This is a genomic window from Microbacterium sp. (genome assembly GCF_051860965.1).
Classification (GTDB): domain Bacteria; phylum Actinomycetota; class Actinomycetes; order Actinomycetales; family Microbacteriaceae; genus Microbacterium.
In genome coordinates this window covers 421883-441261 of the sequence record NZ_JBIMKU010000001.1, presented here as the reverse complement: position 1 = coordinate 441261, position 19379 = coordinate 421883, and the positions used below count along the sequence as shown (strand labels likewise).

At 69.7% G+C, this 19379-nt stretch carries 21 protein-coding genes; 11 read left to right on the top strand and 10 right to left on the bottom strand.

Annotation, left to right across the window (positions count from 1 at the left end; genetic code table 11):
- Positions 1-13 precede the first annotated feature (13 nt).
- From ACTIFV_RS02020 to ACTIFV_RS02010, 3 genes are all read left to right on the top strand, one after another.
- Positions 14-1429, top strand: coding sequence for an aldehyde dehydrogenase family protein (locus ACTIFV_RS02020; protein ID WP_439591129.1), 1416 nt, complete (start codon positions 14-16; stop codon positions 1427-1429).
- Between the two features lie 223 nt (positions 1430-1652).
- Positions 1653-2393, top strand: coding sequence for an SDR family oxidoreductase (locus tag ACTIFV_RS02015; protein ID WP_439591128.1), 741 nt, complete (start codon positions 1653-1655; stop codon positions 2391-2393).
- A gap of 59 nt (positions 2394-2452) precedes the next feature.
- Complete coding sequence (locus tag ACTIFV_RS02010; protein WP_439591127.1) at positions 2453-3040, top strand: TetR/AcrR family transcriptional regulator; 588 nt, start codon at positions 2453-2455, stop codon at positions 3038-3040.
- 67 nt (positions 3041-3107) lie between these two features.
- Here ACTIFV_RS02010 and ACTIFV_RS02005 read toward each other — a convergent pair whose 3' ends face one another.
- The 7 genes from ACTIFV_RS02005 to ACTIFV_RS01975 all read right to left on the bottom strand — a co-directional run bounded on the left by ACTIFV_RS02005 (position 3108) and on the right by ACTIFV_RS01975 (position 8259).
- On the bottom strand, positions 3108-3854 hold the full coding sequence (locus ACTIFV_RS02005; RefSeq protein ID WP_439591126.1) for a YqjF family protein: 747 nt from the start codon (positions 3852-3854) through the stop codon (positions 3108-3110).
- The gene (locus tag ACTIFV_RS02000; protein ID WP_439591125.1) at positions 3851-4261 is read right to left on the bottom strand and encodes a DUF3054 domain-containing protein; all 411 of its coding nucleotides are present in this window, start codon (positions 4259-4261) and stop codon (positions 3851-3853) included. The genes ACTIFV_RS02005 and ACTIFV_RS02000 overlap by 4 nt, the downstream gene beginning before the upstream one ends.
- A 35-nt stretch (positions 4262-4296) precedes the next feature.
- Entirely contained in the window at positions 4297-5268 is a 972-nt protein-coding gene (locus ACTIFV_RS01995; RefSeq protein WP_439591124.1) for an NAD-dependent epimerase/dehydratase family protein, read from the bottom strand.
- Between the two features lie 90 nt (positions 5269-5358).
- The gene (locus ACTIFV_RS01990; protein WP_439591123.1) at positions 5359-6096 is read right to left on the bottom strand and encodes an SDR family NAD(P)-dependent oxidoreductase; all 738 of its coding nucleotides are present in this window, start codon (positions 6094-6096) and stop codon (positions 5359-5361) included.
- Between the two features lie 70 nt (positions 6097-6166).
- Positions 6167-6616 carry an SRPBCC family protein gene (locus tag ACTIFV_RS01985; protein WP_439591122.1) on the bottom strand — a complete coding sequence of 150 codons (450 nt, stop codon included), beginning with the start codon at positions 6614-6616 and terminating at the stop codon, positions 6167-6169.
- Between the two features lie 59 nt (positions 6617-6675).
- On the bottom strand, positions 6676-7107 hold the full coding sequence (locus ACTIFV_RS01980; RefSeq protein ID WP_439591121.1) for a hypothetical protein: 432 nt from the start codon (positions 7105-7107) through the stop codon (positions 6676-6678).
- Positions 7108-7224: 117 nt separating this feature from the next.
- On the bottom strand, positions 7225-8259 hold the full coding sequence (locus ACTIFV_RS01975; RefSeq protein WP_439591120.1) for an endonuclease/exonuclease/phosphatase family protein: 1035 nt from the start codon (positions 8257-8259) through the stop codon (positions 7225-7227).
- Between the two features lie 57 nt (positions 8260-8316).
- Here ACTIFV_RS01975 and ACTIFV_RS01970 point away from each other — a divergent pair, with 57 nt between their 5' ends.
- Entirely contained in the window at positions 8317-9111 is a 795-nt protein-coding gene (locus ACTIFV_RS01970) for a siderophore-interacting protein (RefSeq protein ID WP_439591119.1), read from the top strand.
- Positions 9108-10595: an SDR family NAD(P)-dependent oxidoreductase gene (locus ACTIFV_RS01965; protein ID WP_439591386.1), complete on the top strand. Its 1488-nt coding sequence runs from the start codon at positions 9108-9110 to the stop codon at positions 10593-10595. Before ACTIFV_RS01970 ends, ACTIFV_RS01965 begins: the two co-directional genes overlap by 4 nt.
- Position 10596: 1 nt before the next feature.
- Here ACTIFV_RS01965 and ACTIFV_RS01960 read toward each other — a convergent pair whose 3' ends face one another.
- Positions 10597-10989 (bottom strand): NUDIX hydrolase, encoded by a 393-nt coding sequence (locus tag ACTIFV_RS01960; protein WP_439591118.1) that lies wholly within the window; start codon positions 10987-10989, stop codon positions 10597-10599.
- A gap of 40 nt (positions 10990-11029) precedes the next feature.
- On the opposite strand from ACTIFV_RS01960, the gene ACTIFV_RS01955 reads away from it, so the two are divergent.
- From ACTIFV_RS01955 to ACTIFV_RS01945, 3 genes are read left to right on the top strand one after another with little or no spacing between them, the layout of a single operon-like run.
- Positions 11030-11794 carry a class I SAM-dependent methyltransferase gene (locus tag ACTIFV_RS01955; RefSeq protein ID WP_439591117.1) on the top strand — a complete coding sequence of 255 codons (765 nt, stop codon included), beginning with the start codon at positions 11030-11032 and terminating at the stop codon, positions 11792-11794.
- A 36-nt stretch (positions 11795-11830) separates the two neighbouring features.
- Complete coding sequence (locus tag ACTIFV_RS01950; RefSeq protein ID WP_439591116.1) at positions 11831-12529, top strand: acyl-CoA synthetase; 699 nt, start codon at positions 11831-11833, stop codon at positions 12527-12529.
- The gene (locus tag ACTIFV_RS01945) at positions 12526-12855 is read left to right on the top strand and encodes an amino acid transporter (RefSeq protein ID WP_439591115.1); all 330 of its coding nucleotides are present in this window, start codon (positions 12526-12528) and stop codon (positions 12853-12855) included. The genes ACTIFV_RS01950 and ACTIFV_RS01945 overlap by 4 nt, the downstream gene beginning before the upstream one ends.
- Here the strand turns inward: ACTIFV_RS01945 and purB are convergent.
- Both purB and ACTIFV_RS01935 read right to left on the bottom strand, forming a co-directional pair.
- On the bottom strand, positions 12852-14234 hold the full coding sequence (gene purB, locus ACTIFV_RS01940; protein WP_439591114.1) for an adenylosuccinate lyase: 1383 nt from the start codon (positions 14232-14234) through the stop codon (positions 12852-12854). The genes ACTIFV_RS01945 and purB overlap by 4 nt on opposite strands.
- Before the next feature lie 24 nt (positions 14235-14258).
- Positions 14259-14765, bottom strand: a complete 507-nt coding sequence (locus ACTIFV_RS01935) for a low molecular weight protein-tyrosine-phosphatase (RefSeq protein WP_439591113.1) — start codon at positions 14763-14765, stop codon at positions 14259-14261.
- Positions 14766-14916: 151 nt separating this feature from the next.
- Between ACTIFV_RS01935 and ACTIFV_RS01930 the strand changes: the two genes are divergently transcribed.
- From ACTIFV_RS01930 to ACTIFV_RS01920, 3 genes are all read left to right on the top strand, one after another.
- Positions 14917-17622, top strand: coding sequence for an ExeM/NucH family extracellular endonuclease (locus tag ACTIFV_RS01930; RefSeq protein WP_439591112.1), 2706 nt, complete (start codon positions 14917-14919; stop codon positions 17620-17622).
- 126 nt (positions 17623-17748) lie between these two features.
- The gene (locus tag ACTIFV_RS01925; RefSeq protein ID WP_439591111.1) at positions 17749-18030 is read left to right on the top strand and encodes a hypothetical protein; all 282 of its coding nucleotides are present in this window, start codon (positions 17749-17751) and stop codon (positions 18028-18030) included.
- On the top strand, positions 18027-19376 hold the full coding sequence (locus tag ACTIFV_RS01920; RefSeq protein ID WP_439591110.1) for a hypothetical protein: 1350 nt from the start codon (positions 18027-18029) through the stop codon (positions 19374-19376). Before ACTIFV_RS01925 ends, ACTIFV_RS01920 begins: the two co-directional genes overlap by 4 nt.
- Positions 19377-19379: the final 3 nt, after the last annotated feature.

Below are 19379 nucleotides of genomic sequence, written 5' to 3'. Positions count from 1 at the left end.
GAAAGGCACCACGGTGACTCACAACATCTACGTCGACGGAAAGTGGATCCCCTCCGGCTCCACCGACCTGATCGAAGTCGTCAACCCCACCACGGAGGAGGTCATCGGCACCGTCCCAGACGGCACCGCTGACGACGTGGCCGCAGCCGCAGCCGCAGCAAAGCGCGCGTTCGACGGCTGGGCGGCACTCTCCCCCCAAAAGCGAAGCGACTGGATCGAGAGACTCGCCGACGGCCTTCACGCCCGTCGCGAAGAGATCGCCCGCACCGTGTCGTCCGAGATCGGGATGCCGTACTCGCACGCCATCGAATGGCAGTCCGATCTGCCCATCCGCAACTTTCGGTTCTACGCCGCCCATGTTCGCGAATACGCGTACGACACGGGCTACGTCAAGCACTCCATGGTAGTCAAGGAGCCCGTCGGTGTGGTCGGCTGCATCACGCCGTGGAACTACCCGCTGCACCAGATCGCGCTCAAGGTCGCACCAGCCCTGACAGCAGGTTGTACGGTCGTGCTCAAGCCCAGCGAAGTCGCCCCACTCACCGCCTACATCCTCGCCGAGGTCTGCGACGAGATCGGGCTGCCCGCGGGCGTATTCAACCTTGTCAGCGGCCGTGGCGTTCCCGTCGGCGAGGCGATCGCGACATCCCCCGACATCGACATGGTCTCGTTCACGGGCTCCACGGCCGCCGGGGTCCGTGTCAGCGAGCTCGCCGCTCCCAGCGTCAAGCGGGTCGCCCTCGAGCTCGGCGGCAAATCGGCGAACATCATTCTCGACGACGCGGACCTCGAAGAGGCCGTCGCCGCCGGGGTTGCCAACTGCTACTTCAACGCGGGACAGACCTGCACCGCACTGACCCGGATGCTCGTCCCCGCCAGCGTCCTCCCGCAGGTCGAGGAGATCGCGAAGCGAGCGGCGGAAGGTTTCGTCTACGGCGACCCCTTCGCCGACGACACGCAGCTCGGCCCGGTGGTCAGCTCGCGTCAGCTGGACAGAGTCGAAGAGCTCATCGCCAAGGGGGTCGAAGAGGGAGCCACGCTCGTCACCGGTGGTGGCGTGCGGCCCACCGCCAAGGGGTACTTCGTCGAGCCCACCGTCTTCTCGGGCGTCACCAGTGACATGACGATCAACAAGGTCGAGATCTTCGGTCCGGTGCTGTCGATCGTTCCCTATTCGGACGAAGACGAGGCGGTCCGACTCGCCAACGAAAGCGAGTTCGGTCTTGCGGGCGGCGTATGGTCTGGCGATGAAGAGCGGGCCGTCAGAGTCGCTCGACGCCTCCGCACCGGCCAGGTGTCCGTGAACGGGGGCGGCTTCAACAACGAGGCACCGTTCGGTGGATACAAGAAGTCGGGCATCGGCCGGGAAGCGGGTGGTGCAGGCTTCGAGGAGTATCTCGAGGTGAAATCGATCCACCGCGCGAGCTAGGGGACGACAGCCGCTATGTCCGCCGCGCGGCGGGCGTCGCGGTCGCGCGTCGGATACGCGACGAAGGACCGCCACTGAGCGGGCTCCGGAGGAGAGACCGCTCATTCGCGAGGTCTCGCGTCCGGCCCTCACATCTAATCGACAGCTGTAGAATAGATGCAGTCGCTCACGAAGCGACGGCCCGGATCGCATCCGGGACTCCTCCAGGAGAAAGGTGCACACCATGGCACGCGTCAGCAACAAAGTGGTCCTCATCAGTGGCGGAGCCCGCGGTATGGGAGCCTCCCACGCACGATTGCTCGTCGACGAGGGCGCGAAGGTCGTCATCGGCGATCTCCTCGACGACGAGGGCACGGCACTCGCCGCCGAGCTGGGCGATGCCGCCCGGTACGTCCACCTCGATGTCACCGACTACGCGCAGTGGCAGGCTGCCGTGCAGACGGCCGTCGACGAGTTCGGCGGACTCGACGTCGTCGTCAACAACGCCGGCATCGCGAACTTCGGCTCGATCGAGGAGTACTCGCTCGAGGACTGGGACAAGATGATCGCGATCAACCTCACGGGCGTCTTCTACGGAACGAAGGCAGCGATCGAGCCGCTGAAGAAGAGCGGCAAGGGGTCGATCATCAACGTGTCCTCCACGGCGGGTCTGCAGGGCTACGAGTCCCTGCCCGGCTACAACGCGGCGAAGTTCGGCGTGCGCGGCCTGTCGAAGGGCGCGGCACTCGATCTCGGCAAGTACAACATCCGGGTGAACTCCGTGCACCCCGGCGCCATCCGCACGCCGATGACCGACGGCCTGCCGAGCGAGCAGAACCATGTCGCCCTCCACCGCATGGGTGAGGCGATCGAGCTGTCGAATCTCGTGCTCTTCCTCGCGTCCGACGAGTCGAGCTTCTCGACCGGCGCCGAGTTCGTCGCCGACGGCGGCGAGACGGCCGGGCTCGCGCACTACGGGTCCTGACATCATGAGCGGGTGGATGCTGCGGCCCGCGGCATCCACCCGTCGTCAGGAAGGCCCCCATGGCTGAGGATCCGCGCACGACGCGCACCCGGCAGGCGCTGCGCGATGCGCTGCGCACCCTCTTGGCGACCCACTCGCTGGACGACGTCTCGGTATCGCTGCTCTGCCGTGAGGCAGGGGTGCACCGCACCACCTTCTACGCGCACGCCCCGGGAGCGCGTCAGTTCGCCGTCACCGAGTTCACCGCGGATCTCGACCGCATCGCGACGGTCGACGTCGACGCGGAGGAGGAGACCCCCGATCGGGTGGCGCGCCGCTACCTGGCATCCCTGCGAGCCCTGCTGGACCACCTGGTGGACGATCGAACGGTCTATCGGGCACTCCTGACGTCGGACTCGCGCGGTTCCTTCCGCGCCGCGCTCGAGGGACGGCTTCGCGCGCGCGCCGAGCAGGCGATCGACGTCTTCGCTGACCAGGGCGTCGTGAGCGTTCCCGACGACCCGCGCGGACGAGCGGAGGCGGCAGCCTTCATCGCGGGCGCCCTCGTCGGCGTGATCGACGTCTGGACGCTCTCGGACGACACCGATGCGACGGCCGCCGGCTCGCGGATCGCTGCGCTCATGCCCCCGTGGTGGCCGCGCGGCTGACGGTGCGCACGCTCGTCCGGACACGCGGGATCACGCTCGGCTGACACTTGTAGCCGGGGGTGCACCCTCACGGGAGCGCGATCGGCGCAGCGAACCTCGTTCGAAAGCCGGGATGACCGGCCGGCATGGCGAGTACGGAGTCCGGCGGGCGCTCTGCAAGCCCGCGGAAGCCGGCATCAGCGACGAGCCCATCAGCGAGGTCGAGGAGTTCCGCATCCACGAGGGGCCACGCGACGTGCTCGTTCGCAGCCCAGCGTGTGCGCGACAGATGCCTCTCGTGGAATCCCCACCGCGCCGTCAGAAATCTCGACAGTGCCGTGTCGGCGGGGGATTCGGATCGGCGCACGATGATCCGGGTCGTGGGGCCCTCCGTCACGCGGCCCGTTCTCCGTCGCGAGCGGTACTCGATCACCCGATGATCGTCGCGGGTGCGCCTCCCGATCCGGGCCCACCGATACGGCAACCCGAAGAGGGCTCGTGCGGCGAGCACGGGGAGGAGATGCTCCGCCTCGAGGGTGCGGAACACGACGCTGCGTCGCCCCGCCTCGTCGATGCCGTATGTGCGGACGTTAACCTCGGCGAACGTACCCAAGAGGGGCACCGGCGGAAGCGGAAGGAACCGGAAGTCCCGGAGGACGAAGGGGACGAGTCCGACCCACGCGGATCCGTCGAACGTGTCGGCGCGCACGCCCGGCGGGAGCATCGGCTGCACCTGCGCAGCATCCACTCTCCAATGCACGAAGACGGCATCGCTCCACTGCTGCTCGATCACCGCTCGCCCGGGAAGGGGCGGCGCGTCCGTGGAATCCGTCACTCGTCGATTCTGCGGCGTCGTCGCCGGAGCAGCACGACGAGACCGCGCCACCCCACCAGGAACAGCAGCAGGACGGATGCCGCGACGACGACGAACGCGACCTGCACACCCTGTCCCGAGACGGCGCGAAGCAGCATCCCGCCGGCGACCGTGATCGCCCAGACGGGCAGGCCGGTGCGGAGCACGGCCAGGGGCGACCGCCACGCGAGCGACAGCGTCCACCCGACGACGAGGGCGAGCAGGAACGGCCACGAGGTGATCCACAGTCCGGCGAGGATCGCCTCCGTGTGGCTCGCGCGCCCGATCGCGGCGAAGACGACGACGAGCGCGGCGTCGATCGCGAAAGATGTCACCCCGCGCCGCACGGCGCGCGGATCCGGAGCTGTGCGCGGGGCCGACTCGGTCATGCTGTCAGGCTAGCCGTGGCCACGGCATCCCGTCGTCACACCTGAAGCCGGCGCGCGACGTCGAGACGGTCGTGATCGATCAGCCAGCGGACGGATTCCAGGATGGCCGCCTCCGGCTCGTAGCGCGGCGCGAAGCCGAGGACGGTGCAGGCCTTCGCGATGCTCAGATGGTGATTGCGGAACAGGTGGCCCCAGCTCGCGTTCGCATGCCGCTCGGTGTTCTCGGCGCGGAACTGCTCCCACGAGATCGGTTCCAGCGTCACCCTTTCACCGAACCAGGATGCCGCGATCTCGGCGTAACCGCGGACGCTCAGCGACGACGGCGCGACGGCGTGGAAGTCCTCGCCCGCGGCGGCCTCCCGGTGCGCGATCGCGAGCTCGAACACCTGCGCCACGTCATCGGCATGCACGTGATGCATGAGCTCGGAGCCGATGCCGGGGATGCGCAGCGTGCCGCCCTCCGAGAGCGTGCGCCACACCGACGGGTCGCCGTTGCCGAGGGGGCCCACCGGCGACCAGCCGGGCCCGACGATATGGCCGGGGTGCACCGAGGTGGTGACGAGTCCGCCGTCCGCGGTCTCGCGCTGCAGCATGCGCGCGATGGCCTCCTTCTGGATGCCGTACTCGTCGAACGGCGGCGTGCCCTGCCCCTCGTGGATCGGGATCTTCAGGGCGGGGCCGTAACGCCAGAGTGTTCCGCAGTGCACGAGATGGTCGACGCGACCGCGCAGCGCGTCGACGAGTGCGGTTGCGGACTCGAGCGTGAAGCAGAGCAGGTCGACGACGACGTCGGGATGCTGCGCCAGCACCGTCCGGCCGAACTCGCCCGCGGCATCCTGCTGCTCGCGGTCGGCCATCACCTGCGCGACCGCGCTCCACTCCGGGGCGTCGACGTACGCGCGTGTCGATCCGCGCGTGACGTTCACGACGTCGTGGCCGGCGCGCACCAGTCGAGGGATGAGGAACGAGCCGATGTGGCCGCTTCCGCCGATGACGACTACGCGCATGGCATCTGCTCCGTTGTGCACCTCACCCTGACATCCTGCCTCGGCGAAGCGTCATCGCGGGCGACCCCTCGCCCGCACCTCGCGCGCCGCCTACCTGACGAGCGGTCGCACCGTGGTGAATCCGCCGTCGACGGGGATGACCTGTCCCGTGATCCGGTCGGCACCCGGGGAGAGCAGCCAGTCCATGACCGCTGCGACCTCGTCGGCCGTCTGGATGCCACCGAGCGGATACTGCTTCTGCGCTCCCTCACGCATCGCCGGCGCGCGGAGCATCCCGGCCGTCAGGGGCGTGTCCGTCATGCCGGGGGCCACCGCGTTGATCCGCACGCCCCTGCTCGCGTAGGTGGCGGCGGCACTGCGCACGAGAGCTTCGACGCCGCCCTTCGCCGCGGCGATCGCCTCGTGATTGGCCACGCCGATCCGCGCCACGACGGAACTGGCGAAGACCGCCGCGCCGGGCTCGCCGCCCAGCGCCGCGATCCAGGCCTGAAGCATCCAGAGACTGCTCTCGAGGTTCACCCGCAGGATCTCGCGTGCATCGTCGGCCCGCGTCCGATGCAGCGGGGCGACGAGCGTGCTGCCGACGGCGTGCGCGAGCAGGGTGGGTGCACCGCCGAGCTCGCGCACGCACGCGTCGATCGCGCCGGCCGCACCATCCGGCGTCGTCACGTCCGCGCCGATCCGCGCGTCGGCGCCGACGCTCTCGAGCGCGTCGGCATCACGGCCGACCGCGGCCACCCGCAGGCCGCGTACGCGCAGCCGCGCGACGAGAGCCCGCCCGATGCCTCCGCGCGCCCCTGTGACGAGCGCGATGTCGTTGCCGGTCATGGGTGCTCCGATCGTGTGCAGCGAGCGTATCGCCGATATCAGCGCAGGAGGCCGGGATGCCGAGGGCCGGTCATCCTCTCGGTGGCCCTGCGCGCTCGAGCAGCGCTTTGGCGCGGGCGAGGCCGGCGACGAGGGTCGAGCGCACGTTGTCGGCGATGACCGGTTCGACCAGCCGCAGGAGGCCGGTCGGATCGACCTCGATCGCCGCGTGCACGGTGGTCGAGGCGTCCTGTTCCGCGAACTCCAGCAGCAGCGACGTCTGCACCGGTCCCGATGTGCTCACCGTCGCCATCCGCCGAGGAGCATCGAACTGCGTCACCCGCCAGTGGAAGTCGCTCTCGCGCCCCATCGCCCGAAGTCGTGAATGGATGCTGCTGCCTACGCCGACCGGGCCCGTCGACGTGAGCTTCTCGAACACGACCGAGGTGTCCCACGTCGGCCGGTTGCGCCCGTCGATGAGGAAGTCGAAGACCTCGGCGCGCGGTCGTTCGATCGTGACGGTCTCGCTGACGGTGAACATCGGACTCCCGCCTGATGGGCGACACGCACGACACTACGCGCCGCGCGCTCCCCGACCGCCTATGCGGTCGGCGCGGCCCTCTTCACCAGCTCCGTGATGCGCTTCTTCGTCTCCGGAGTCAGCTTCAGCAGCGCGAACGCCGATGGCCACATGTCGCCGTCGTCGAGCTGCGCGGGCTGCTCGAATCCGAGCGTCGAGTAGCGCGTCTTGAACTTGCTCGCGGGCTGGACGAACGCGACGATCTTGCCGTCCTCATTGGCCCAACCCGGCATCCCGTAATACGTCTTCGGCACGAGGTGGGGCGCGACCTCCATCACGATGTCGTGGACGCCTTTCGCAAGCTTCTGGTCGGCGCCATCGAGCTTCTCGATCGCCTCGAGCACGGCTTTCAGGCCGGCTTCCCGGTTCTTGCCCGCCTTCTCCTGCGCGCGGAGTTCCTTCGCGCGCTCCCTGACGGCGTCGCGTTCGTCCTTCGACAGTCCATCGGCCATCGTGCTCTCCTCCTCGGGGGATTCGACGAGCCGGGCGCCCGTCTGACGGAAGTCACGTTACGGGCGGTGGATGCCGCGTGCTTCTCCGATCCTGATCGATCCGCGCGGCGCGCCGGGTCAGAGCCTCTTGACCGGCTTGTACGCGAACCGCACCTTGACCACCCCGTGGTCTCCCGTGCCGTCGAGCTTGTGGTCCTCGCTGTTGAGGTGGTCGTTGTTGATCGAGAGGCCGTCGAAGAGCCACAGCCTCCGCTCGCTGTGATCGTAGAACTGCTCGCTCACGAGCACGTGGTCGAGCGATTCGCGCAGATCGTCGTGCACGTGCGTGTAGTACACGTCGCGGGTGTCGCGATACTCCTGCAGCGTCTGCGCCGTGTAGAGACCGACATCGGCCCCGCCCTTCGCCTCGCCGACGAGATAGCGCGGCTGCTCGGTGAGGATGTTGAGCGTGTTGCTGTGCTGCCCGTCGTTGAGGTCGCCGAGGACGATGACGGGCGTGACGGTGCCCTTCATGACGTCGGTGAGGAGCACGCGCAGAGCGGTCGCCTCGGCTGTGCGCTGGATCGTCGCGAGGGCCGAGCCCAGCGCCGTGACGTGCGGCTTGTAGGTGTCGGGGTCCTGCGCGTACCAGACCTCTGTGTCGATCCGGATCGGGAGCTTCGACTTCAGATGCGCGACGAAGACCTCGGCATGGGGATGATCGTCGCGCAGCGCGAGCGACATCCGCAGCACGGGCCGCGAGAAGCGCGGCACGTTGACGTAGATGCCGGGCGACTGCGGATCCATCGGTGTCGTGGACTGCAGACGCATCGCCGCGGGGAAGCGGTCGATCCAGACGGGGTCCGCCGCCCGCAGGCCGTGCTTGACGAGCGCTGCGCAGATGATCCGGTCGCCGTCGGCGGGCGACGCGATGAGCTCGTACGTCTGGTCGAGACCGGATGCCGCGAGCACATCCGCCATCGCCTGCCGGTGCCAGAGCTCCTGCAGGCCGACGACATCGGCATCCATCGCCTTCAGCTGCGACCCGATCCAGGTCAGCTTGCGCGCGTACTCGTCGGCGGTCCACGGCGTCTGACCGGGGTTCATGCGCTCACCCGGCAGCTGCAGGTTGTACAGGTTGAACGTCGCGACGCTGAAGCTCTTGCGATTCATGGCGTGATCCTCCTCTCGCACAGAGTCCGGGGCCGGGTCCGCTGATACGGCGGTACCGTGTCTGAGGTGGCCCTCACTTCTCGCACGACCCCGCGCGCCCCTCGCCCTTTGATCGAGCTCGAGGTGGTGCGCAGTCGCCGGCTCAGTCCCCAGCTCGTGCGGGTGACGCTCGGCGGATCGGGATTCACGGCATTCGAAGATCGTCCCGACACCGACAAGTACGTCAAGCTGCGCTTCACAGCGCTCGACGGCCACCCCGTGACGCGCACCTACACGGTGCGGAGCGTCGATGCCGCGGCGCAGACGCTCGACCTCGACTTCGTGGTGCACGGCGACGAAGGACTCGCCGGACCGTGGGCCGCCTCCGTGCAGCCCGGCGCCCGGCTGAGCTTCATGGGACCGGGCGGCGGCTACCGCCCGAGCGCGGATGCCGACTGGTTCCTCCTTCTCGGCGACCTGTCCGCCGTGCCGGCGATCGCCGCGGCGCTCGAGGCACTGGCTCCGGATGCCGTCGGCACCGCGATCATCGAGGTCGACACGGCCGACGCCGTCATCCACCTCACCGCTCCCGAGGGCGTCGAGGTGCGGTGGATCGTCGATGCCGCGCATCCCACCGCACTCCTCGCCGACGCCGTCCGCGATCTGGATTGGCGCGACGGTCGCGTCGACGTCTTCGCCCACGGGGAGCGCGAGTCGATGAAGCAGCTGCGCCGCGCGCTGTTCGACGAGCGCGGGCTCGAGCGCTCGCAGGTGTCGCTCTCGGGCTATTGGGCGCGGGGCCGCACGGAGGACACCTTCCAGGCCGAGAAGCGCGAGCCGATCGGCCAGATCTTCCCAGCGGCCGCCGGATAGAATCCCCTGTGCCCTCCGAGACCCCCGACGCGCCGCCGACCGGGTCGATCGACCCCGAAGAGCTGGCGATCGCGCTGCGGGTCATCGCGGCGACGGCATCCCTCGAGCCCGACGATCCCGACTACATCGCGCTGCGCCGAGCCACGGGCAAGATGTACAAGGACGTCAAGCGCCAGTCCCGCCGGGACAAGCGCCAGGCGATCGCCGATGCCGACCGGGCGGTCGTGGCGGCCACCGCCACCGGAGCGCCCGACCGGATCGATGACGAGACCCGCGGCATCCCGCTGGCCGTCCGCACCGAGGCGCCGACCGCCGGCGAACTCATCAAGCCGCGTGCCTGCTACATCTGCAAGCAGCAGTACACGCTGGTCGACGCGTTCTACCACCAGCTGTGCCCGGATTGCGCGGCCATGAGTCACGAGAAGCGGGATGCCCGCACCGACCTCACCGGCAGGCGCGCGCTGCTGACCGGCGGCCGCGCGAAGATCGGCATGTACATCGCGCTGCGCCTGCTGCGCGACGGTGCCCACACGACGATCACGACGCGCTTCCCCCGCGATGCCGTGCGCTGCTTCTCGGCGCTGCCCGACTCGGCGGACTGGATCCACCGTCTCAAGATCGTCGGCATCGACCTGCGCGACCCGGCGCAGGTGATCGCGCTCGCCGACGCCGTCGCGGCCGACGGACCCCTCGACATCCTCATCAACAACGCCGCACAGACGGTGCGACGCTCCACGGGGGCGTACAAGCCGCTGGTGGATGCCGAGCTCGCGCCGCTGCCGACGGGTCCGCTCCCCGAGCTCCTGACCTTCGGTCACACGAACGACGCCCACCCGCTCGCGCTCGCGCAGTCCGTGTCGAGCCACCCGATCCTCGCCTCCGCCGCGAAGGCCGCAGAGGACCTGACGGCTGAGGCGATGGCGGCAGGGTCGTCGTCGCTCGAGCGGCTCGCCGCCGGCACCGCGATCGATGCGGGCGGCCTCGTGCCCGACGAGCACCACATCAACAGCTGGACCCAGTCGGTCGACCAGGTCGAGCCGCTCGAGATGCTCGAGGTGCAGCTGGCCAACATGACGGCGCCGTTCCTGCTCGTCTCGCGCCTGCGCGCATCGATGGCGGCATCCCCCGCCCGTCGGACGTACATCGTCAACGTCTCGGCGATGGAGGGCGTGTTCGGCCGCGGGTACAAGGGGCCGGGGCATCCCCACACCAACATGGCCAAGGCTGCGCTCAACATGCTGACGCGCACGAGTGCGCGCGAGATGTTCGAGTCCGACGGCATCCTCATGACGGCCGTCGACACGGGCTGGATCACCGACGAGCGCCCGCACTACACGAAGGTGCGCCTCGCCGAAGAGGGGTTCCACGCGCCGCTCGACCTCGTCGACGGAGCCGCACGCGTCTACGACCCGATCGTGCGCGGCGAGGCCGGCGAAGACCTCTACGGCATCTTCCTCAAGGACTACCGCAAGAGCCAGTGGTGAGTCACACGGGCAGGAAGTAGGTCCGCGCGAGCGGGGCGATCTCGAGCTCGGAGGCATCCGCGCGGGTGACCCACCGGAGCTCCTCGATCTCGGCCGCGATGACGGGCACGGCACCGTCGAGGTCGGCTTCGAACACCTCCGCCACGACGAGGAACCCCGGCTCGTTGGCGGCGTGCGCCGTGTACGAGCCGAGCGGGCGCAGGTCCCCGACCGGGATGCGCACGCCGATCTCCTCCTCGAGCTCGCGCGACAGCGTCTCGGCGGGCGACTCCCCCCGCTCGGGCTTGCCGCCCGGCTGCATGAACGCGGTCGTGCCGGCCTTGCGCACGAGCAGTAGCCTGCCGGCGTCGTCGGTGATGACGGCGGCCGAGACATGGATGACGCGATCGGGCACGCTCGCACGGTATCACCGGGTGGGACTAGGGTCGGGGTTCGTGGTGAGCAGCGACTACTGGACCGAAGACGTCGCCCGGCGATACGACGATGCGTCGTCCGACATGTTCTCGCGCGAGGTGCTCGACCCGACGGTCGACTTCCTCGCCGAGCTCGCCGGGGACGGCGCGGCGCTCGAGTTCGCGATCGGCACGGGCCGGGTCGCCGTGCCGCTCGCGGCGCGGGGTGTGCCGGTTTCGGGCATCGAGCTGTCGCAGCCGATGGTGGATCGGCTGCGCACGAAGATGGATGCCGCATCCCTCCCCGTCGTCGTCGGAGACATGTCGACGTCCACCGTCGAGGGGGAGTTCTCGCTCGTATACCTTGTCTTCAACACGATCGGCAACCTCCGGGAGCAGGAGGAGCAGGTCGCGTGCTTCCGCAACGCCGCGCGGCATCTCGCGCCGGGCGGTCGATTCGTCATCGAGCTGTGGATCCCGGGCATCCGTCGCCTGCCGCCCGGTCAGACGGCGGTGCCCTTCGCGGTCGACGACGACCACCTCGGCTTCGACACCTACGACATGGCGACGCAGCAGGGTGCGTCCCACCACTACTCGCGACAGGATGACGGCACCTTCCGCTACGGCGTGACGAACTTCCGGTACATCTGGCCCGCCGAGTGCGACCTGATGGCGCAGCTCGCGGGCCTCGAGTTCGAAGCACGCTACGCCGACTGGCATCGGACGCCCTTCACGGGCGAGAGCGAGAGCCACGTCTCGGTCTGGCGCAAGCCTCTCCCGGCGGAGGCTGCGCGCGCCGCGAACTAGACTGGAGGCATCCCTACCGCAATCTCAGGATCCACCGTGTCTGACACCGCCGCTGTCCGCACCTTCGAGGTGCGCCACGTGCAGCTCGCGCGCGCCGCCTTCGCGGCGATCGCGACCGTCATGATCACGTTCTCGCCGGATCACTCCGCCGCGGTCGGCGTCGCGGTCTTCAGCGGCTTCGCCATCGCGACGGCGCTCGTGCAGTTCATCGCGGCGTGGCTCGTCTACCCCGCGGGCGCGCGCTGGCCGTCGCTGCTCCTGGCCATCGTCACCCTGCTCGCCGGGATGGCCGGTGGACTCACGCCGCTGCGCACGATCACGGGCTTCTTCGCGATCGTCGTGTCGTGGGCGATCGTCACGGGTGTCATCGAGGTCGTCGCCGGCGCTCGCGGCCTCCGCGCGCTGAAGCCGCGCGACCTCAAGCCCGGCGAGATCGCCCCCTGGTCCGATGGGACGGCAGCCGCCGTCGCCCCCCGCAGCGAGAGCCGCGACGCGCTCGTCGTCGGCATCCTGACGGTCGTCCTCGGCATCGCGCTGCTCTGCGTGCCGACGGGCTATGCGCTGCAGTACACGATCGAAGAGGCGCACGCGACATTCACGCTGACCGGCATCACGATCGCCGTCGGCATCTTCGGCGGGTACGCCGCCATCGTCGCTGTGTACCTCGCCATCGCCGGATTCTCGCCGCGCGCGACGGCTCCGGCATCCACCGCCCAGGCCGAGGACGCCGCGTGACCGACCGCCCCACCCGTCGTGACCTCATGAAGCCCGTGCAGCTGCTCGGGCTCGCATTCGGATCCGCGCTCTTCGCCGGCATCGTGACGCTCATCTCGATGGGCTTCTTCCAGCAGCGCTTCGAGGGTCAGTCCGAGCGCGCGCTCGTCGTGGCGGCCGTCGTGGCCGGCATCACGTTCATCGTCGTGCTCGTCATGGTGGCCCTGCTCCTGCTGGCGGTCGATCCGGCCCAGATCGCCAAGACCGTCGACAAGCCGATCCTCGTCGAGAAAGACGAGAAGAACGCGGCGCCGGATGCCTCGCCCGGCGAGACGCCGAAGGCTTAGCCCAGCTCGTCGACGAGGGCTGAGGCGAGACCTGCGTACGTCGCGGGTGTGAGCGCCAGCAGGCGCTCCTTCGCGTCGTCGCCGATGTCGAGGCCGCGCACGAACTCGGCGAGCTGGGCCGCGCCGACCCGGCGGCCGCGCGTGAGGTCCTTGAGCAGCGCGTACGGGTCGCTGACGGATGACCGACCGGCCGCGATCTCAGCGCGCACCACGGTCTGGATCGCCTCGGCGAGGACCTCCCAGTTCGCGTCGAGATCGGCCAGCAGCACGTCGCCCGCGAGCGAGATCTCGTTCAGTCCGCGCTCGAGGTTGTCGAGCGCGAGGAGGGAGTGCCCGAACGCGACGCCGATGTTGCGCTGCGTCGTCGAGTCGGTCAGGTCGCGCTGCATCCGCGATGTCACCAGCGTCGACGCGAGCGTCGCGAACAGGCCGCCCGCGATCTCGAGATTCGCCTCGGCGTTCTCGAACCGGATCGGGTTGATCTTGTGGGGCATCGTCGACGAGCCCGTGGCTCCCGCGACGGGGATCTGCGTGAAGTAGCCGATCGAGATGTAGGTCCAGACGTCGGTCGCGAGATTGTGGAGGATGCCGCCGGCGTGCCGCGCGCGGTCGTAGAGCTCGACCTGCCAGTCGTGCGACTCGATCTGGGTCGTCAGGACGTTGAAGTCGAGGCCGAGACCCTCGATGAACGCGCGCGAGAGCTCGGGCCAGTCGACCGACGGCTCGGCCGCGAGGTGCGCCGACCAGGTGCCGGTCGCGCCCGAGAACTTCGCGAGGTACTCGCCGCCCTCGATCTGCGCGGCGACGCGCTCGAGGCGCCAGGCGAACACCGCGAGCTCCTTGCCCATCGTCGAGGGCGTCGCGGGCTGACCGTGCGTGCGCGAGAGCATCGCGGCATCCCGATGCTGCACGGCCGCGTCCCTCAGCGACGCGATGACGGAACGCAGCTTCGGCAGCCACACCCGTTCGACGGCCCGCTTGACGGTCAGAGCGTAGGAGGCGGAGTTGATGTCTTCGCTCGTCGCCGCGAAGTGCGTCAGCTCGGCGATCGCATCGAGCCCGAGAGTCGCGAGTCGGTCCCGAACGAGGTACTCGACCGCCTTGACGTCGTGGCGGGTGACGGACTCCTTCTCGGCGAGCCAGTCGATCTCGGCCTGACCGAATTCCTGGTAGAGCGCCCGCAGACGAGCCTTGTCGTCATCGGTCAGCGGAGAGGTCTCGAAGAGCGATCGGTCGGTGAGCGCGATGAGCCACTCGACCTCGACCTCGACGCGAGCCCGGTTGAGACCCGCCTCGGACAGGTAGTCGGCGAGTCCGGTGACGGCGGCGCGGTAGCGTCCGTCGAGCGGGCTGAGAGGCTGAGGAGGCAGAGAGGTCACGGGCGTCCGTTCGTGCGCCGGCACTCAGATGGCCGGTCGGATGGCGGGTTCGAGCTGCCGGAAGAGGGCCCGGCTCGCGCTCTCGATCATACCGAGCACCTCGTCGAACATGCCGCGGCCGGCGTAGTAGGGGTCGGGCACATCGAGCGTCTGCGCCTGCGCGTCGAACGACATGAGCAGCGCGATCTTGTCGGCGTCGGAGTCGTCGCGCGCCCAGCCGCGCAGGATGCGCTCGTGGCTGCGGTCGAGCGCGATGACGAGGTCGCTGTGCGCGAAGTCGTCGTGCGTGAACTGGCGCGCACGGTGACGCGTTCCGTCGTAGCCGCGGCGCGCGAGCGCGTCGATCGTGCGCTGATCGGCGCGCTCGCCGACGTGCCAATCGCCGGTGCCGGCGCTGGTCGAGACGACGCGGTTGCCGAGGCCGACGGCGTCCGCCGCCTCGCGGAAGACGACCTCGGCCATGGGCGACCGGCAGATGTTCCCTGTGCACACGAAGACGACGCGGAAAGGGTCCACGGGGGTCGCCGACATGATCTTCATTCTGGCCCGGGAGACCGCGCGGCGTCGATCTTCGTTCACCGGATGGTTGCGCGCAAGGGGTTCCGCGCGCCGCGCCGCCCCCGTAGCGTGAGTGTTCTGGGGGCCCGAAAGGGTCCCTTTTCGCGTCTAGATGGAGGTTCTCGTGAGTCGTCCCCCGCTCCGATCGTCCGCGATCGCCGTCGCCGTCGTCACCGCCGCAGCGCTGCTCGGTGCCGCACCGGCGCAGGCGGCGCCGCCGCCCGACCTGCTCGCATCGAGCGTCGTCATCAACGAGTTCTCGGCGTCGACGGCGGGAACGGATGTCGAGTACATCGAACTGCTCACAACGGGGGTGTCCGACCTGTCGGGCTACACGGTCCTGGGCGTCGAGGGCGATGCGCCGACGCTCGGCATCCTCGACAATGCGATCACCGGGTTCCCGGCTCCGGATGCCGAGGGCCGCTCGGTCGTGCGACTCCCCGCCAACACGCTCGAGAACGGAACGCTCAGCCTGCTCCTGGTCACCGGCACCGTCCCCGCGCCCGGAACGGATCTCGACGCGAACGACGACGGCGTGCTCGACGACGGCCTCGGGTTCGAGGTCGTCGACGCGGTCGCCGTCAACGACGGCGGCGCCGGTGACCTCGCCTACGGCGGAGTCGTCCTGACCGCGCAGTACGACGGTCTCGCATTCGCGCCGGGCGGGGCATCCCGCATCCCCGACGGCACCGACACCGACGCCGTCGCCGACTGGACGCGCAACGACTTCGACCTGGCCGGCATCCCGGGGCAGACCGGCACGCTCGTCGCGGGCGAGGCCGTCAACACCCCCGGCGCCGTGAACTCCCTCACGCTCGCGCCCACCGGCCCGCAGCCGGGAGAGGCGGGCTGCGATCTGCCCGTCGTGACGATCGGGTCGATCCAGGGATCCGGTGCCGCGACTCCCGTGCCCGGCACGACCGTGCGCGTCGAGGGCACCGTCGTGGGCGACTTCCAGACCGGCGGATTCAACGGGTACTACGTGCAGGACGCAGGTGACGGCGATGCCGCGACCTCCGATGCGGTGTTCGTCTACGCCGTCGGCGGTGCGCCCGTGAATCTCGGCGACGTCGTCAATGTCGCGGGTGTCGTGAACGAGGCCTTCGGCCAGACGCAGATCACCCTGGGAGACCTCGAGATCTGCGCGACGGGCGCGGAGCTGCCCGCGGCGACGCCCCTCACCCTTCCCGCCACCGAGGCGCAGAAGGAGGCACTCGAAGGCATGCGGGTGACGCTCCCGCAGCAGCTCGCGATCGGCGAGACGTTCGACTTCGCGCGCTTCGGCACGATCTCGCTCACGGTCGGCCGTCAGTACCAGCCGACGCAGCTGTACGACGCCGGGTCGCCCGAGGCGGTCGCGCTCGCCGCGGCCAACCTCGCGGCATCCATCACCGTCGACGACGGTCGCAGCAACCAGAACCCGGACCCGGCGATCCACCCGAACGGCGAGGTGTTCACGCTCGACAACACGTTCCGCAGCGGTGACCTCGTGACGAACACGACCGGCGTGCTGGACTACCGGTTCGACACGTGGGCGATCCAGCCGACGCAGGGAGCGGACTTCGCCGTCGGCAACGCCCGCACCGGTGCTCCGGTCGTCGACGGCGCGCTGAAGGTCGCGAGCTTCAACGTGCTGAACTACTTCACGACGCTCACGGGTCCGGATGCCCGCGGGGCGAACGACCCCGAGGAGTTCGAGCGCCAGGAGGCGAAGATCGTCACGGCGCTCGCCGAGATCGACGCCGACGTGTTCGGTCTGATCGAGATCGAGAACAACGGCACGGCGGTCGCGGCCCTCACGGCTGCGCTCAACGAGCGGCTCGGCGCGGACGTGTACGACTACATCGAGACCGGGGTCATCGGCACGGACGTCATCACGACCGCCCTGCTGTACAAGCCGGCGTCGGTGACTCCCGTCGGCGCGTTCCAGCTGATGGATCAGTCGAAGGATGCCCGCTGGCTCGACGACTTCAACCGTCCCGGGCTCACCCAGGCCTTCGAGGACGCCTCCGGCGCGACCTTCGCGGTCGTCGTGAACCACTTGAAGTCGAAGGGCTCCGACTGCAACGCGGTCGGCGACCCCACCGACCCCGATGGTCAGGGCAACTGCAACGGCGTGCGCACGCAGGCCGCCGCCGCGCTGGCGGATTGGCTCGCGACGGATCCGACCGGGATCGGCGCCGGACGCGAGCTGGTGCTGGGCGACCTGAACTCCTATGCGCAGGAGGACCCCATCCAGGTCCTCGCCGCGGCGGGTTACACCGACGTGGCGGGTGCGGACTCGTACACGTACGTGTTCGACGGGATGCTCGGCTCGCTCGACCACGCGCTCGCGGGGCCGGCGATCCGGGGTGAGGTGACGGATGCCGCGGTGTGGAACGTCAACGCCGATGAGCCGAGCCTCATCGACTACGACACGACGTTCAAGCTGCCCGCGCAGGACGCGCTGTACGCGCCCGACGCCTACCGATCGAGCGACCACGACCCCGTCGTCGTGGGCCTCGACCTGACACCGCCCGACACGACGCCGCCGACGCTCTCGGTGACGCCGTCGCAGAAGTGGATCATCCTGCCGCTCGGCGACATGCGCTCGATCAACATCAAGGTGAAGGCGGCCGACGACAGCGGCGATGTGACCGTCGCGCTGACCTCGGCAGTCGCCTCGGGTGCCAAGCGAGCGGCGATCACGACGATCAGCGACACGTCGTTCAAGGTGCGCGCCGTGAACAACGCGGTGTACACCTTCACCTACACGGCGACGGATGCCGCGGGGAACACGACGACGGCGAAGACCAAGGTGTACGTCGGCACGGCGATCCTGTTCCCGTGACGTGGGGAGCGGGGCCGGTCTCATCCCGGCCCCGCTCCTCCTCCCCACCCGACGCCCCCCGTGCGCGGTCCACAGAACCGCCCTCGGTCGGCGTCGGGTCCCCGTCGTGGCACGCACCATCGGCGCATGACGTTTTCCTCCTGCGCCCCCGCATCGACCCCCGAGCTCGACGTCGTCGTGCGTGAGCTCGAACGCATCTCGGACCGACTTCAGGACGCCGCGCAGATCGCCCGCTCACTCGTCGCGGCCACCGACTGGCAGGCGCGTGCGGCCACGGCGTTCCACGAGAAGGCGGCGCGGTGGGCGGGTGCCGTGTCGGGTCTCGGATGCCTCGCCGAGACCGCGCGGATCGATGTCGTGCAGGCGCGCGAGACGGCGCGCTCGCGCGCCGAGTGGGGGTGCCCGTGAGTGACGAGATCGAGATCCGCGGCGGGGGCGCCGTCGCGGTGGACACGCACACGCTGCGAGCCGCGGCGTCCCGGTTCCTGACGGCACGCGCCGAGCTCGATGCGCTGAGGGACCGCCTGGGATCGCTTCAGCTCATGCTCCTGGTGGAGCGCGATGTCGCGTGGCAGGCCGCGGGCAGCGCGTCGGTGCTCTCGGCCCGACTCGCCGACACGATGGCGGAGGCCGATGCGATCGCCCACGACCTGCGCGTGGCGGCGACCGTCTACGAGATCGTCGAGCTCGACGCGCAGCGCACCGCCGCTGCGCTCGCCGGCGACGACGCAGCGCTCGCACGGATCGATGCGAGGCGCGACGACCTCATGCGACTCCACCCCGACGCCGTGGGGCAGGCGCGGCTCTTCGAGTTCGAGAGGGCGATCATGTGGCCGAGCGAACTCGTTCGCGAGACGACGCAGTTCGGCTACGACCTGGGCGGGCTGTTCGACGATCTGCTCGGCGAAGGACTCGGCAAGACGTTCGAATTCGCTCCGGGAGTCGTCGCCGGGGCAGCGCTCGGCACGCTGACGATCGCCGGCGCGGCGATCACCGGGGCGGGCGGGACGGGACGCGTCCCTCACGACGGACGCCTGACGGGTGCGATGCCCGGCGTCGCGATCGCGCGCGTGTCGTCGGGTGCGACGAGCGCGCCGGCGGGGCTGGCGGCAGCCGCGGCCCGCGTGCCGACCGGTGACGCCCGCGTGCGTGTCGAGGTGTACACGATGCCCGACGGATCCCGGCAGTTCGCGACGTACATCGCGGGCATGCGGGATGCCTCGGTCGCGGGCGGACGCGACCCGTGGGACAGCGAGTCGAACGTGCAGCTGTACACGCGGGAGAAGTCGGCGTCCTATGCCGCGACGCTCCAGGCGCTCGAGGCGGCGGGTGCGAAGCCCGGCGACACCGTGCACGTCTTCGGCCATTCGCAGGGCGCCATGATCGGCTCGCACATCGCCCTCGAGTCCGGGTACGACACGCGCACGCTCGTCACGTTCGGCTCGCCCGTCGAAGCCGACGTGGGCTCCGGAACCCTGAGCGTCGGGATCCGGCACAGCGACGACGCCGTGGCCGCGCTGGCGGGCGGCGGACACGCCGCGCCCGTCGGTGCACCGGGCAGCTTCGTGGTCGAGCGTGTCGTGGATGAAGAGGCGGGCATGTCGTCGCACGGGATCAGCGCCTACGCGGACACGGCGGCGAAGGTCGATGCATCCACCGATCCGCGCGTCGACGCCTTGCGTGACACCTTCGCCGAACTCGCGACGGCGGTCGAGGTCGACGTCGTCGAGTACTCGGCGGAGCGGACCGGGTGAGGC